The organism is Streptomyces sp. UNOB3_S3, from assembly GCF_020740895.1.
Classification (GTDB): Bacteria; Actinomycetota; Actinomycetes; order Streptomycetales; family Streptomycetaceae; genus Streptomyces.
Genome location: NZ_JAILXP010000019.1, coordinates 1 through 14457, shown reverse-complemented (window position 1 = coordinate 14457; position 14457 = coordinate 1). Strand labels below are relative to the sequence as shown.

Here is a 14457-nt window from a genome sequence, read left to right as displayed (position 1 = left end):
ATGGGTGCCCAGCTCCGGGTCTACAAGCGACGGATCAAGTCCGTCACTGCGACCAAGAAGATCACCAAGGCGATGGAGATGATCGCCGCCTCGCGCATCGTCAAGGCACAGCGCCAGGTGGCCGCGTCCACTCCGTACGCCAGTGAGCTCACCCGGGCAGTGACCGCGGTTGCCACCGGCTCCAACACCAAGCACGCCCTGACCACCGAGGTCGAGAACCCCGTCCGGGTCGCGGTCCTGCTCGTCACGAGCGACCGCGGTCTGGCCGGCGGCTACTCCTCCAACGCGATCAAGGCCGCCGGCCAGCTGACCGAGCGTCTCAAGGCCGAGGGCAAGGACGTCGTCACGTACATCGTCGGCCGCAAGGGCGTCGCGTACTACGGCTTCCGTGAGCTGCCGGTCGCCGAGTCGTGGACGGGCTTCACCGACAGCCCGACCTACGCCGACGCCAAGCGTGTCGCCGGTCCGCTGATCGAGGCGGTCCAGCGGGACACGGCCGAGGGCGGCGTGGACGAGCTGCACATCGTCTTCACGGAATTCGTGTCGATGATGACGCAGACGCCGGTCGAGAAGCGGCTGCTGCCGCTGAGCCTCGAGGCCACGGAGGAGGAGACGGCCAAGGACAAGATCCTGCCGCTGTTCGACTTCGAGCCCTCGGACGAGGCCGTGCTCGACGCACTGCTGCCGCGGTATGTCGAGTCCCGGATCTACAACGCCCTGCTGCAGGCCGCCGCTTCCGAGCACGCGGCCCGCCGCCGGGCGATGAAGTCGGCGACCGACAACGCCGAAGAGCTCATCAAGTCGCTCTCGCGGCTTGCCAACGCGGCCCGACAGGCCGAAATCACCCAGGAAATCAGCGAGATCGTCGGTGGCGCCAGTGCTCTGGCCGACGCGACCGCGGGGAGTGACCGATAAATGACCACCACTGTTGAGACGGCCGCCGCGACGGGCCGCGTCGCCCGGGTCATCGGCCCGGTCGTCGACGTGGAGTTCCCCGTCGACGCGATGCCGGAGATCTACAACGCCCTGACCGTCGAGGTCTCCGACCCGGCCGAGGCCGGCAAGAAGAAGACCCTGACGCTCGAGGTCGCGCAGCACCTGGGCGAGGGCGTCGTGCGCGCCATCGCCATGGAGCCCACCGACGGCCTGGTCCGCCAGGCCCCGGTGACCGACACCGGCGACGGCATCACCGTGCCCGTCGGCGACGTCACCAAGGGCCGGGTGTTCAACACCCTCGGCAAGATCCTGAACGACCCCGAGGCCGAGTCCGAGGTCACCGAGCGCTGGTCCATCCACCGCAAGGCCCCGGCGTTCGACCAGCTCGAGTCGAAGACCGAGATGTTCGAGACCGGTCTGAAGGTCGTCGACCTGCTGACCCCGTACGTCAAGGGCGGCAAGATCGGTCTGTTCGGTGGCGCCGGTGTCGGCAAGACCGTTCTGATCCAGGAAATGATCATGCGTGTGGCGAAGCTGCACGAGGGTGTTTCCGTCTTCGCCGGCGTGGGTGAGCGCACCCGTGAGGGCAACGACCTCATCCACGAGATGGCGGACTCCGGCGTTCTGGACAAGACCGCGCTGGTCTTCGGCCAGATGGACGAGCCCCCGGGCACCCGTCTGCGCGTCGCCCTGGCCGGTCTGACCATGGCGGAGTACTTCCGCGATGTGCAGAAGCAGGACGTGCTGTTCTTCATCGACAACATCTTCCGCTTCACCCAGGCCGGTTCCGAGGTCTCCACGCTGCTCGGTCGTATGCCGTCCGCCGTGGGTTACCAGCCGAACCTCGCCGACGAGATGGGCCTCCTCCAGGAGCGCATCACCTCGACCCGTGGTCACTCGATCACCTCCATGCAGGCGATCTACGTCCCCGCGGACGACCTGACCGACCCGGCCCCGGCGACGACCTTCGCCCACCTGGACGCCACGACCGTTCTGTCGCGTCCGATCTCGGAGAAGGGCATCTACCCGGCGGTGGACCCGCTGGACTCGACGTCCCGCATCCTGGACCCGCGCTACATCACGGCGGACCACTACAACGCGGCCTCCCGCGTCAAGGGGATCCTCCAGAAGTACAAGGACCTCCAGGACATCATCGCGATCCTCGGTATCGACGAGCTGGGCGAAGAGGACAAGCTGGTCGTCCACCGCGCCCGTCGCGTCGAGCGCTTCCTGTCGCAGAACACCCACGCGGCGAAGCAGTTCACCGGTGTCGACGGTTCGGACGTTCCGCTGGACGAGTCCATCGCCGCGTTCAACGCGATCTGCGACGGTGAGTTCGACCACTTCCCGGAGCAGGCCTTCTTCATGTGCGGTGGTCTCGAGGACCTCAAGAAGAACGCCAAGGAGCTGGGCGTCTCCTGATCCGGGGGGCTCTTCGGAGCCCCGCGATCGACGGCCCGGGGGCGGGGCACTCCCGCCCCCGGTCCGTACGTCCCCTATTCTTTGACCCAACACCCGTCGTACCCGGCGGGTGGAGACCCGAGGAGCCACGTTGGCTGCTGAGTTGCACGTCGAGCTGGTCGCGGCGGACCGAAGCGTCTGGTCCGGCGAGGCCACTCTGGTCATCGCGCGTACACCGTCGGGTGACATCGGCGTCATGCCCGGCCACCAGCCGCTGCTCGGTGTGCTGCAGTCCGGCCCGGTCACCATCAAGACCAAGGACGGCGTCGTCGTCGCCGCGGTCCACGGTGGCTTCATCTCCTTCGCCGACGACAAGCTCTCGCTGCTCGCAGAGATCGCGGAGCTCGCCGACGAGATCGACGTCGAGCGCGCCGAGCGGGCGCTCGAGCGGGCGAAGGCGGAGGCCGACGCGGCCGCCGAGCGGCGCGCCGATGTCCGGCTGAAGGCGGTCGCGGGCGTTCACTAGCCCCGATCCGCTTCGAGTACGACCCTCAGCCGCGGGCCGGCCTGGAATATGTCCAGGGCGGTCCGCGGCTGAGGCAATAACGCAGGTGCGGTTGCTCTAGATGATGCGAGGAGGTCGGTGGAGATGGTCCTCGCTCTGCTCGTGAGCGGCGTCGTCGTCCTGCTGGTGCTGGTTGGGCTCTTCGTCTTCGGGCTGCGGAGACGGCTGATCCAGCGCTCCGGCGGCACCTTCGACTGCAGCCTGCGCTGGAACGTTCCGGAGCTGGACCCCGAGCCCGCCGGCAAGGGCTGGGTCTATGGGGTCGCGCGCTACAACGGCGACCGGATCGAGTGGTTCCGGGTGTTCTCCTACGCCCCCCGGCCGCGCCGGATGCTGGAGCGGGACTCCATCGAGGTCATCGAGCGCCGTACCCCCCAGGGCGAGGAGGAGCTGGCGCTCCTGTCGGACGCCGTGGTGCTCGTCTGTCTCCACCGGGGGACGCGGCTGGAACTGGCCATGAGCGAGGACGCGCTGACGGGCTTCCTGGCCTGGCTGGAGGCGGCGCCTCCGGGGCAGCGGGTGAACGTCGCCTAGACGTTCGCCCGGTCCTTCTCCGGCTGCTTGGGCCAGATCGTGTAGCTGCCCGCGATCGCCAGGTTGATGCCGATGACCAGCAGCATCTTGGTCTGCCAGTCCCGCAGCGAGCTGATGTCGCCGGAGCCCTCCACGTACCAGACGGCGCATTGCAGCAGGCCGAGTGCCACGCCCGCCGCGAGGATCCAGCGGCCGGCGGTCCTCCACTCGTGCGCGGTGCGCTCCTTGCCGTACTTCGGCGGTTTCACCGGCGGCGGCCCGCCCGCGAAGCGGTGGGCGAAGCGCTGGTCGGCCCATTTGATGGTGGAGTGGCCGAGCCCCACCGAGAAGCCCAGGTAGACGGCGGCCAGTCCATGCTTCCAGTCGGCGGTCGCGCCGTTCTTCAGATCGATCGCGGTGGCGATCAGCAGCACCAGCTCCAGCACCGGCTCCAGCAGCAGTACCGCGACCCCCGCGCGCGGCATGCGGGCCAGGTAGCGGAGGCTGAGCCCGCCCACCAGCAGGATCCAGAAGCCGATCTCACAGGCGACGATCAGCGTGACGATCACGGTTCTCTCCCTTCCCTCACCTCCAGACTGACCGCCGCGACCTGCGGTTTCTTCGCCCGGTGTGAGGAGATGGGACTGCATCCTTCGATGTACCGCCCGCCCTTTCCGGCGGGCGCCGGGGCGACGACCGTACCCCCGGTGACGTGCTGAGATGGAGCCATGCCCGGCAGCCTTCCGTTCCGTCCGCCCGAGCGTGCCGACATGGCCGTCGCCACCGTCGGGCTGCTCGGCGGGCTGCTGCTGTACGCGCTGGGGCTGATCAGTCACCCCGTCCTGCCGGGGGTGCCGCGGCGGTTCGCGCTGCTCGCCCTCGTCGTGATGGCCGGCGCGGAGCTGCTGCGGCGCAGGGCGCCGCTGGTGGGGCTGGGCATCGGGACGGCCGCCCTGGCGCTGGACGTCTGCGCGGGCAGCCTCATCGCCAATGTCGGGATGTTCACCGACCTCGTCTACGCGGCCGTGCTCTACGGCCCGGCCGCCGCCTACCGGTTCATCCCCCGGGCCACCGAGGTGCTCACCGTGCTCGGCACGCTGCTGGCCGTCGCGCTGATGCGGGAGCCCGCCGCGCTGCTGGTCGGCATCGCGCTGGCCGTCCTGACCGTCGCCCCCGCCTGGACCGGGGTGGGCGTACGGGTGCACCGCGACGCCGCCGAGGCCGCCCGGCTGACGGCGGAGCGGACCGCGCTCCTGGTGGAGCTGGACCGGCGCGAGGCCGTGGCCGCCGAACGGGCCCGGATGGCACGGGAGCTGCACGACATGGTGGCGGGCCATCTGTCGGCCATCGCCATCCACTCCTCGGCCGCGCTGTCGATCGACGAGCCGGGGGCCTCCCGGGAGGCGCTCGGGGTGATCCGGGAGAACAGCGTCCAGGGCCTGGCGGAGATGCGCCGGCTGATCGGCCTGCTGCGGGAGACGGCCGGCGCGGACGAGCCCGCCCCCACCCCCCGGCTCGACGGCCTCGACGCCCTGCTGGAGCGGGCCCGCACCAGCGTCCGGGACGACCGCTTCTCCTTTGTGCTGCGCGACGGGCGGGGGAAGGGCGCGCTGCCCGTGCCGGTGGAGCTCGCGGCGTACCGGATCGTCCAGGAGTCGCTGACGAACGCGGTGAAGCACGCCGCGTCCGGCGAGGTGACCGTGGAGCTGGGCCGGGTGGACGGCGACGGCCCGCTGACCGTCCGGGTGACGAGCCCCCTGGGCGCGGCCTGCCCGGGGCCGAGGGCGCCGGGCGCGGGCGCCGGGCTCGTCGGCATGCGGGAGCGCGTCGCGCTGCTGAACGGGGAGTTCGAGGCGGGGCCGGTGGACGGGGCGTGGACGATCCGGGCAGTGTTGCCCGTGGACGAGGAGAGGTCGGAGAAGTCATGACGGGGTCGGTACGGGTCGTCGTCGCCGAGGACCAGGCCGCGGTACGGTCCGGGCTGGTGCTCATCCTGCGCTCGGCGCCCGGCATCGAGGTCGTCGGCGAGGCGGCCGACGGCGAGGAGGCCGTGCGGCTGGCCCGGGAGCTGCGCCCCGACGTGGTGCTGATGGACATCCAGATGCCCCGGCTGGACGGGGTGGCCGCCACCCGGCTGGTCACCGCCGAGGGGCTCGCCGATGTGCTGGTGCTGACCACCTTCGACCTCGACGGTTACGTCTTCGGCGCGCTGCGGGCGGGCGCTTCCGGCTTCCTGCTGAAGGACAGCGAGGCGGCGGAACTGGTGGCGGCCGTACGGACGGTGGCCCGGGGCGAGGGGCTGATCTCACCGGCCGTCACCCGCCGGCTCATCGCGGAGTTCGCGCGCCCCGCGCCCGTCCGCCCGGAACCCGGGGACGGCGCGGCCGCGCTGGAGACCCTCACCCGGCGGGAGCGGGAGGTGCTGGTGTGCCTGGGGGAGGGGCTGTCGAACGCGGAGGTCGCGGGGCGGCTGGGGATGGCCGAGGCGACGGTGAAGACGCATGTGAGCAGGCTGCTGGCGAAGCTGGAGCTGCGCAGCCGGGTCCAGGCGGCCGTACTGGCCCGTGAATGGGGTCTGGTCCAGACCTCTTGACCATTGGTACGGACCTTCTTACGCTCCCCTCACAACGCGCACCCCCCACCCTGTCTTGGCCCTCACCCGAGGAGCACGCCGTGCATACAGGAATCCCGGGACACGCACCCCTTCTCCCCCTTCTCAGACGTACCCGCTTACGAGCCGTCATGGCGGCCTTCGCCGCCCTGCTGCTCCCCATCGGCCTGATCGTCGGCCTGGCCGCCCCGGCCCATGCCGCCGCCTCCGCGACGGCGACATTCGTCAAGACCTCCGACTGGGGGACCGGCTTCCAGGGCGCCTGGACCATCAAGAACACCGGCACGACCGCCATCGACTCCTGGACCGTCGAGTGGGACTTCCCCGCCACGACGACGGTCGGCTCCTACTGGGACGCCCTGGTCAGCAACTCCGGAACGCACTTCACCGGCAAGAACCGCGAGTACAACGGGACCATCGCCCCCGGTGGGAGCGTCACCTTCGGCTTCGTCGCCGCCGGCGACGGCAGCCCCACCGGCTGCAAGGTCAACGGCGGCGGCTGCGACGGCTCCTCACCCGGCGGCGAACCGCCGGGCGCGCCGGGCACCCCGACGGCCTCGTCCGTCACCGCGAACAGCGTCGCGCTGAGGTGGACGGCCGCGACCAGCGGCAAGGGCATCAAGAACTACGACGTCTACCGCTCCGGGACGAAGGTCACGACGGTCGCCAAGCTCGCGTACACCGACTCCGGGCTGAGCGCGGGCACCGAGTACACCTACACGGTCGTCGCCCGCGACACCGCCGACCGGACCGGACCGGCCAGCGCCCCGCTGACCGTGCGGACCACGGGCGGAGGCGGCGGCGACCCCCAGCCGGGCGGCGACTACGCCAGGGTCGGCTACTTCGTGCAGTGGGGGATCTACGGGCGCGGCTACACGGTGAAGTCCCTGGACGCCACGGGCGCCGCCGCGAGGCTCACCCACCTCAACTACTCCTTCTCCAATATCGACCCCACCAATCTGACCTGCCTCAACGGCGTCACCAAGGCCACCACCCCCAACCCCCAGGACCCCGGCCAGGGGGACGGCGCCGGTGACTCCTGGGCCGACTACGAGAAGGGCTTCGGCGCGGGCGAGTCCGTCGACGGCGTGGGCGACACCTGGGACCAGAAGCTGGCCGGAAACTACAACCAGCTGAGGAAGCTCAAGGCCAAGTACCCCAAGCTGAAGATCAATATGTCGATCGGTGGCTGGACGTACAGCAAGTACTTCTCGGACGTCGCGAAGACGGACGCGTCGCGGCAGAAGTTCGTCAAGTCCTGCGTCGACATGTACATCAAGGGCGACCTGCCCGTGTCCAACGGCCGTGGCGGCCCCGGCACGGCGGCCGGGATCTTCGACGGCTTCGACATCGACTGGGAGTGGCCGGGCTCGGACGGCCATGCCGGCAACCACGTCTCCAAGGACGACAAGGCGAACAACCTGCTGCTGTTCGCGGAGTTCCGCAAGCAGCTGGACGCGCTGAGCGCCACGACGGGGAAGAAGTACCTCCTGACCGCCTTCACCCCGGCCGACCCGGCGAAGATCGACGCGGGCTGGGACATCACCACCAAGGACGGCATGCCCAGCGTCTTCGACTACATGGACTTCGCCAACGTCCAGGGCTACGACTTCCACGGCTCCGGCAGCGACAACAGCTGGGAACCCAACCGGACGGGCCACCAGGGGAACCTGTACGCGGACGCGAAGGACCCGTACAGCACGAAGTTCAGCGTGGAGAAGACCGTCCAGACCTATCTCGACGCGGGCGTCGACCCCCGCAAGGTCGTCCTGGGGCTGGCCTTCTACGGCCGCGGCTGGCAGCAGGTCGCCGACGGCGGTGCCCACGGGGTGTGGCAGGCGGCGGGCGGCGCGGCCCCGGGCCAGTTCCCGGAGGAGTCCGGGACGCGCGGCTACGACAACCTGATCGCGTCCGTGCCGAATCTGACCGTCTACCACGACGAGGCGTCGGTGGCGACGTACGGGTACACCGGGGACGGCGGCCAGTGGTGGACGTTCGACGACGCCTGGTCGATCGGGAAGAAGACGGCCTGGCTGAAGGGGAAGAAGCTGGGCGGGGTGATGATCTGGGAGATGTCGGGGGACAGCGGGACGCTGATGAACGCCGTTGACGGCGGGCTTCGCTGAGCTGGCTGCCTTTCGACCTGCCGGGGAGGCGGGAAGCCTCCCCGGTTCCCAGGCCCCACCTGCTGTTCCTCTTCATTCTTTCACTGCGGAAATAGCCTCGCTCTTCAGCTCTTCCATGAGGCGGGCGCCGAAGTCTTTCGACGGTGAGTGAACCTTTTTAGATTCCTTGCGTCCTCTTCGTTGCTGGAGCATGACTATCGAACAACGGAGGATCTCGCTCTCATAGGCTGATCTCAGCTGAGAGTTCTCCAGCTTTTCCGACACGAGCGTCAATCGCTTGGTGGACTGGGGCTCCAGAGAGATGTACACGGGATGCTCCTCGCGCACTTCTTCCTCCCGGCCTGATCCATCGACTACCTTTACTACGCGAAGGGACGCCGGCGGTATCTGCTTGGAACCTCCCTCGGTTGCGAGGGCGCCATAGGGGTTCAATACTGCGACCCTACCTCCGTGGTTTACGGCCACAGCTGAGATCTCAAAGGGGTCGTGGGCGAAGACGTTGTCAAGGGCTGCCATCACTGCATGGGCGCGCAGACGGTCTCTCTCGAAGGCTTGCTCGGCATACCCCAGAACCTGTTGAATCACTTGCTTGTCGAATCTCTGCAAGGCTATTAGGTAATCGCGGAAGGGTTCATGGCTGACCTCGAAGTCCGACCAGCCGAGAGTGTACTTGGTCACGTTGTGGGAAAAAGACATGTGGAACTGAGGCCGTTGGAGGCCTTCGTCCTCGAAGACGGACTCTGTGACATTGAAGAGCCGTCCAGGGGAGGAGTCCTCCTGTTCTTCGGCTGACGCCGGGCCAACGTCCACTCCCCGGGGCCGAGGAGGGGGGCTCCCGCTCTCTTCGTGCGATGGAGGAGGGCTCACGCGTGCAGGCCTGCCCAGGTCGAGCTCCCTACGAGAGAGAGCTCCTTCGACTGTCGCGCAGAGCATGAAGTTGTCGAGCATCTTGTACAGGAGCTGTTCCTTCTCCTCCCTGTCGCTCGCGCGGGGCAGCTCCTTACGTACATCCCGGATGGTTTCCCGAACGGAAGGCGCCTCTTTTATGATGCGCTGACAGATCTCGTAGCATGTCCGCGCATCTGCTGCAGTTGATTCCTTGGCGAGGGGTACACCCCAGGGGAAGTCGGCTACGAGCTCAACCACCAGATCTGGCATCTCTGTGGTGCCGCTGGTTTCGATGCCCTTCGAAATGGAAACCATGGTCAAGCTCACGCGAGCACGCACGAGCCACCAGGTGGCAAAGGCTCCGGCGACACCGCTGAAGAGGATTGTGAGCATCAGGCTGATGACTGGCATTTTGAGCACCTCGGGCCAGTAAACCACTCCCACTACTCAGTGTAGGCGGCGTCAATACTCCACGCACCTCCGAATGAGCAACCTACAGGGGCGCTGGACGATGGGAAGTGGTGTCCAGGTTCGGAAGACTGCTCACCACTAACGGTTCTCGCCCGGCACCCACAGCACGTCGCCGACCTCCTGGTTGGCGGCGCGCGCCAGGATGAAGAGCAGGTCCGACAGCCGGTTCAGATATGTCGCCGTCAGGTGGTTCATCGTGTCGCCGTGCATTTCCAGCGCCGCCCATGTCGACCGCTCCGCCCGCCGCACCACCGTGCACGCCTGGTGCAGCAGCGCCGCGCCGGGGGTGCCGCCGGGCAGGATGAAGCTGCGCAGCTTCTCCAGCGGCTCCAGGAAGTGGTCGCAGTCGGCCTCCAGCCGGTCGACGTAGGACTGCTCGACCCGCAGCGGCGGGTACTTGGGGTCCTCCACCACCGGGGTCGCCAGATCCGCGCCCACGTCGAAGAGGTCGTTCTGCACCCGGACGAGGACCTTCACGACCTCCTCGGGCAGCTGCCCCAGCGCGATGGCCACCCCGATCGCGGCGTTCGCCTCGTTGGCGTCGGCGTAGGCCGCGATCCGGGTGTCGGTCTTGACGGTGCGGCTCATGTCGCCGAGGGCGGTCGTGCCGTCGTCGCCGGTGCGGGTGTAGATGCGCGTCAGATGGACCATGGGTACGAGCCTAGCTACGCCCCCGCTCTGCGGAAGTACCGTGTGCCGGCCGTCATCGAGACGGCCATCAGTATGAGGGCCGCCAGGGCGCCGCGGGCCAGCGCCGGGTCGGCGTAGTGGCCGGTGAAGGCGGCGCGGACCGCGTCCACCAGATAGCGCAACGGCATCACATGGGAGAGGGCGTCGAGCCAGCCGGGCGCCAGCGACATGGGCAGCAGCAGGCCGGAGAGCAGCATGGTCGGCATGGTGACCGTGTTGACGAGCGGGGCGAAGGACGAGGGCGCGGCGGCCTTCATGGCGAGTGTGTAGGACAGGGCCGCCAGCGAGAGGGCCAGCGCCGCCGTGAAGGCGAGGCCCAGCAGGACGCCGGGCAGCGGCGCCCGCAGCCCCATGGCCACGGCCACGAGCACGATCACGACGGCCTGCGCGGTGAGCAGCGCGGCGTCCCGCAGCGCGCGCCCCAGCAGCAGGGCGAGCCGGCTGACCGGGGTCACCCGCATCCGGTCGACGATGCCGTGCTGCTTCTCGATGATCAGGGTCATGCCGGCGAAGGACGCGCCGAACAGGGCGAGTTGCAGCAGCAGGCCCGGGACGAGGACCTGCCAGGAGGAGCCCTTGCCGCCGAGCGGCATATGGGTGAGCAGCGGGCCGTAGAGGACGAGGTAGAGCGCGGGCATCAGCGCGCCGAAGGTCATGGCGGCCTTCGAGCGCAGGGTCTGGCGGGCGTACCGGCCGAAGACCAGGGCGGTGTCGGAGAGGAGAGTGCGCACGGGACCGGGCTCCTGGTGGGTCAGACGGCTATGGGGGTGGTGTCCTGGGCGGCCGGGCCGCGCCCGGTGATGGCGTGGAAGGCGTCCTCCAGCGTGGCGTCGGGGGAGCCGGCGTGGCGGGCCTTCAGCTCCGCCGGGCCGCCCTCGGCGACGATCGTGCCCTTGTCGATGACGACCAGCCGGTCGGCGAGCGCGTCGGCCTCGTCGAGGTAGTGCGTGGTGAGGACGACCGTCGTGCCCCACTCGGCGCGGACGCGGCGCACGAGGTCCCAGAGGTCGGCGCGGCTGCCGGGGTCGAGGCCGGTGGTGGGCTCGTCGAGGAAGAGCACCTCGGGCCGGTGGGTGAGGGCCATGGCGATGTCGAGGCGGCGCCGCTGCCCGCCGGAGAGGGCGGCGCACGGCCGCTCCAGGAGCCCGGTCAGGCCGAGCTCGCGCGCCAGCTCCCCGGCGCGCTCCTCGGCCCGGGCCCTGCGCAGCCCGTAGAGCCGCCCCTGGGTGACCAGTTCCTCGCGGACGGAGACGGCCGGGTCGACGCCGCCGGACTGGGCGACGAGGCCGATGCGGCGGCGCACGCCCGCGGGGTCGCGGGCGAGGTCGTGGCCGGCGACGGTCGCGGTGCCGGCGGTGGGGGAGAGGAGCGTGGTGAGCATGCGCAGGGTCGTGGTCTTGCCCGCGCCGTTGGGGCCGAGGAGGCCGAGGATCTCGCCGCGCCGGACGGTCAGGTCGATGCCGCGCACGGCCTCGACGGGGCCGCGCGGGGCCGGGAAGGTCCGGGCGAGCCCGGACGTGCGGATGCTGTCGGAGCTGTCCATGCCCCAAGAAAAGCAGAGTCGCTGAAAGTTTGCAATGACCCCAAGTTTTCAGTGGATCCAGCGAAGCTACGATGAGGGCATGACCGGAGAAGGGCTCAGGGAGCGGAAGAAGCGGCAGACCAGGCAGCACATCTCGGATGTCGCGACCGGCCTGTTCCTGGAGCACGGCTTCGTCACGGTGACGATCGCGGACATCGCCTCGGCCGCCGAGGTGTCCGTCAACACCGTCTACAACTACTTCGGGTCGAAGGAGGACCTCTTCCTCGACCGCGAGGACGACGCCGTCCAGTGGCTCGCCTCCGTCGTCCGCGGCCGCCGCGCGGGCGAGTCCCCCGCCGCGGCCGTGCTGCGCGCCCTGCGCGCGGAGGTCGTGGCCGTCTCCCCGCGCGTGGGTCTCATCGACGGGTACGAGCGGTTCATGCGCGTCATCGAGGAGTCGCAGGCCCTCCGCTCCCGGGTGTTCGACATGCGGCGCCGTGCCACCGATCTGCTGGCCGACGTGCTCACCGAGGAGGCGGAGGGGGAGGGCTCCGCCCTGCTGCCCGCGCTGGTGGCCGGTCAGCTGGGCTGGGTCCAGGCGCATGTCGTCGAGTACATCCAGCGCGAGCTCGTGGCGGGGCGCACCGCCGTCGAGACCTCCCGCTCGGCGCTCGTCCTGCTGGACGAGATCGAAGGGCTGCTGGGCGACCGCCTCCTGACGTACGGCACCCGCCCCGCCCTGTGACTCCAGGGGCTCCCGGGGTCCGAGTGGCCCAACTGCGGGGTGTGGCCCGGGCGGTGGCCGTCTCAGTGTGATGTCCGTCATCCGGGACGTGACGCGCATCTCTTACCGCCCAACGGCGCGCCCATGAACGCTAAGGTCCGGGCGGAGAGCCGTAAATGAACAGATTCATGCACAGGGAGTAAGGGGACAGCCGTGGCCAAGAAGCTCGCCGTCATCGGTGCCGGACTGATGGGCTCGGGAATCGCCCAGGTCTCCGCCCAGGCGGGGTGGGACGTCGTGCTGCGGGACGTCACCGACGAGGCCCTGAAGCGCGGGACGGACGGCATCAAGGCCTCGCTCGACAAGTTCGTCGCCAAGGGCAAGCTGGAGGCGTCGGCCGCCGAGCAGGCGCTGGCCCGGATCACCCCCACCACCGACCTGGACGCGGCCGCCGACGCCGACATCGTCGTGGAGGCGGTCTTCGAGGACATCGAGACCAAGCAGGGCATCTTCCGCACCCTGGACGGCCTGGTGGGCGACGAGGCCGTGCTGGCCTCCAACACCTCCGCCATCCCGATCACCAAGATCGCGGCCGCCACGAAGCGCCCCGAGCGCGTCGTCGGCGCGCACTTCTTCTCCCCGGTGCCGATGATGCAGCTGTGCGAGCTGGTGCGCGGTCACAAGACCAGCGACGAGACGCTGGCGAAGACCCGTGAGTTCGCCGAGGGCATCGGCAAGACCTGCATCGTCGTCAACCGCGACGTCGCCGGCTTCGTCACCACCCGCCTCATCGCCGCCCTCGTCGTCGAGGCGACCAAGCTCTACGAGTCGGGCGTGGCCAGCGCCGAGGACATCGACATCGCCTGCAGGCTGGGCTTCGGCCACGCGATGGGCCCGCTGGCCACCGCGGACCTGACGGGCGTGGACATCCTGATGCACGCGACCGAGAACATCTACACCGAGTGCCGGGACGAGAAGTTCGCCTCCCCCGAGCTGATGCGCCGCATGGTCGACGCCGGCGACCTCGGCCGTAAGAGTGGCCAGGGCTTCTACCAGTACTGAGCCCGTACGGCCAGCCCTCTTCACCCTGTGGGGTGAAATAAGTATCGGTTCGCTTACAGACGGCAACTTTGTCGTGTGAGAGGCAGTCAGTTCTTTAGAGCCAGGACCCACCCACACCACGCACCACTCGGGGAGCGCATATGCACATCAGGGGCGACCACGCCGAACTGGTCGTCGGGGGGCGCCTCGACGTCCGCAGCGCGGCGGACGCCCGTACGGTCCTGCACTCCGCCCTCGACGCCGGGCGCGGCGACCTGGTCCTGGACCTCACCGAGCTCGACTCCTGGGACGCGACCGGGCTCGGCGTCATCATGGGCGCCCACCGCCGGGCCGGGCGCACCGGCCGGCGGCTGGTCCTGCGCGGCGTGCCCGACCGGATGCAGCGCGTCCTGGTCGCCACCCGGCTCCACCGCATCCTCGCCATCGAGGACGACGCGCCCGCCCCGGCCGGCGCCGCCCACCCGGTGCCCCACTCGGCGCCCCATCCGGTCACCCGCCCGGTGACCCGTCAGCACCCGCAGCGCAACGGGTGACAGGGGCGCCGGACGAGCCGGACGAGCCCCCCTGGGGCATGAGTACCCCGATCCTCACGAGACTGTGACGTCCCACGACGACGCGGCACCATCCCCGTCATAGATACTGTGGCGAGGTCTGTTCGGTTTCCCGCCGGCTTCGGCGGGCACCGGGCCGAAGGTCGAAGGAGTGCGGACAGGCCGGAGAGCACGACGGCACGCCACGCATCTTGGGGGCTTCAGAACCATGGACCCGACGAACCGGGGATCCGAGGCATTCCACGACGACGAGCAGTCTTCCGCGGGAGGCCCGCGGAAGCGCCGCCCACCCCGCGAACCGGAACGGGCGGAAGTCACGCCCGGCGGTCAGGGGCCGGTGCGCGTCGTCCAGCTCGTCTCCGGTGACTATCTCCTGACCGTCAATCCGGTCGACGGC

Annotated in this window: 16 protein-coding genes; 11 read left to right on the top strand and 5 right to left on the bottom strand. The window is 69.5% G+C overall.

The features are described from left to right. The 4 genes from K6I33_RS03860 to K6I33_RS03845 all read left to right on the top strand — a co-directional run bounded on the left by K6I33_RS03860 (position 1) and on the right by K6I33_RS03845 (position 3436). A complete protein-coding gene (locus K6I33_RS03860) occupies positions 1-915 on the top strand; it encodes a F0F1 ATP synthase subunit gamma (RefSeq protein WP_229348247.1) in 915 nt (304 codons plus the stop codon). Then, a complete protein-coding gene (gene atpD, locus K6I33_RS03855) occupies positions 916-2358 on the top strand; it encodes a F0F1 ATP synthase subunit beta (RefSeq protein WP_229348246.1) in 1443 nt (480 codons plus the stop codon). It begins immediately after the preceding gene. Between the two features lie 130 nt (positions 2359-2488). Further along, a complete protein-coding gene (locus tag K6I33_RS03850; RefSeq protein ID WP_229348245.1) occupies positions 2489-2863 on the top strand; it encodes a F0F1 ATP synthase subunit epsilon in 375 nt (124 codons plus the stop codon). A gap of 123 nt (positions 2864-2986) precedes the next feature. Continuing rightward, positions 2987-3436, top strand: coding sequence for a DUF2550 domain-containing protein (locus tag K6I33_RS03845; RefSeq protein WP_229348244.1), 450 nt, complete (start codon positions 2987-2989; stop codon positions 3434-3436). On the opposite strand, the gene K6I33_RS03840 is transcribed toward K6I33_RS03845, so the two are convergent. Next, entirely contained in the window at positions 3433-3984 is a 552-nt protein-coding gene (locus K6I33_RS03840) for a hypothetical protein (protein WP_229348243.1), read from the bottom strand. The two genes, K6I33_RS03845 and K6I33_RS03840, sit on opposite strands and share 4 nt — an antisense overlap. Positions 3985-4143: 159 nt before the next feature. On the opposite strand from K6I33_RS03840, the gene K6I33_RS03835 reads away from it, so the two are divergent. The 3 genes from K6I33_RS03835 (at position 4144) to K6I33_RS03825 (ending at position 8152) form a co-directional block, all read left to right on the top strand. Beyond that, entirely contained in the window at positions 4144-5343 is a 1200-nt protein-coding gene (locus K6I33_RS03835; RefSeq protein ID WP_229348242.1) for a sensor histidine kinase, read from the top strand. After that, positions 5340-6008 (top strand): response regulator transcription factor, encoded by a 669-nt coding sequence (locus K6I33_RS03830; protein WP_229348241.1) that lies wholly within the window; start codon positions 5340-5342, stop codon positions 6006-6008. Before K6I33_RS03835 ends, K6I33_RS03830 begins: the two co-directional genes overlap by 4 nt. Positions 6009-6157: 149 nt before the next feature. Beyond that, on the top strand, positions 6158-8152 hold the full coding sequence (locus tag K6I33_RS03825; protein WP_229348240.1) for a glycoside hydrolase family 18 chitinase: 1995 nt from the start codon (positions 6158-6160) through the stop codon (positions 8150-8152). A 72-nt stretch (positions 8153-8224) separates the two neighbouring features. Here the strand turns inward: K6I33_RS03825 and K6I33_RS03820 are convergent, their stop codons facing one another. From K6I33_RS03820 to K6I33_RS03805, 4 genes are all read right to left on the bottom strand, one after another. Next, entirely contained in the window at positions 8225-9451 is a 1227-nt protein-coding gene (locus K6I33_RS03820) for a hypothetical protein (protein WP_229348239.1), read from the bottom strand. Between the two features lie 138 nt (positions 9452-9589). After that, a complete protein-coding gene (locus tag K6I33_RS03815; protein WP_229348238.1) occupies positions 9590-10162 on the bottom strand; it encodes a cob(I)yrinic acid a,c-diamide adenosyltransferase in 573 nt (190 codons plus the stop codon). A 14-nt stretch (positions 10163-10176) separates the two neighbouring features. After that, entirely contained in the window at positions 10177-10932 is a 756-nt protein-coding gene (locus tag K6I33_RS03810) for an ABC transporter permease (RefSeq protein WP_229348237.1), read from the bottom strand. A 20-nt stretch (positions 10933-10952) separates the two neighbouring features. Beyond that, the gene (locus K6I33_RS03805; protein ID WP_229348236.1) at positions 10953-11744 is read right to left on the bottom strand and encodes an ABC transporter ATP-binding protein; all 792 of its coding nucleotides are present in this window, start codon (positions 11742-11744) and stop codon (positions 10953-10955) included. 79 nt (positions 11745-11823) lie between these two features. Here K6I33_RS03805 and K6I33_RS03800 point away from each other — a divergent pair, with 79 nt between their 5' ends. The 4 genes from K6I33_RS03800 to K6I33_RS03785 form a co-directional block, all read left to right on the top strand. Further along, positions 11824-12468: a TetR/AcrR family transcriptional regulator gene (locus tag K6I33_RS03800; RefSeq protein WP_229348235.1), complete on the top strand. Its 645-nt coding sequence runs from the start codon at positions 11824-11826 to the stop codon at positions 12466-12468. Positions 12469-12660: 192 nt separating this feature from the next. Beyond that, complete coding sequence (locus K6I33_RS03795) at positions 12661-13509, top strand: 3-hydroxyacyl-CoA dehydrogenase family protein (RefSeq protein WP_229348234.1); 849 nt, start codon at positions 12661-12663, stop codon at positions 13507-13509. 140 nt (positions 13510-13649) lie between these two features. Beyond that, complete coding sequence (locus K6I33_RS03790; RefSeq protein WP_229348233.1) at positions 13650-14042, top strand: STAS domain-containing protein; 393 nt, start codon at positions 13650-13652, stop codon at positions 14040-14042. 226 nt (positions 14043-14268) lie between these two features. Next, a partial coding sequence (locus K6I33_RS03785) for a hypothetical protein (RefSeq protein WP_229348232.1) occupies positions 14269-14457 on the top strand: 189 nt, incomplete at its 3' end.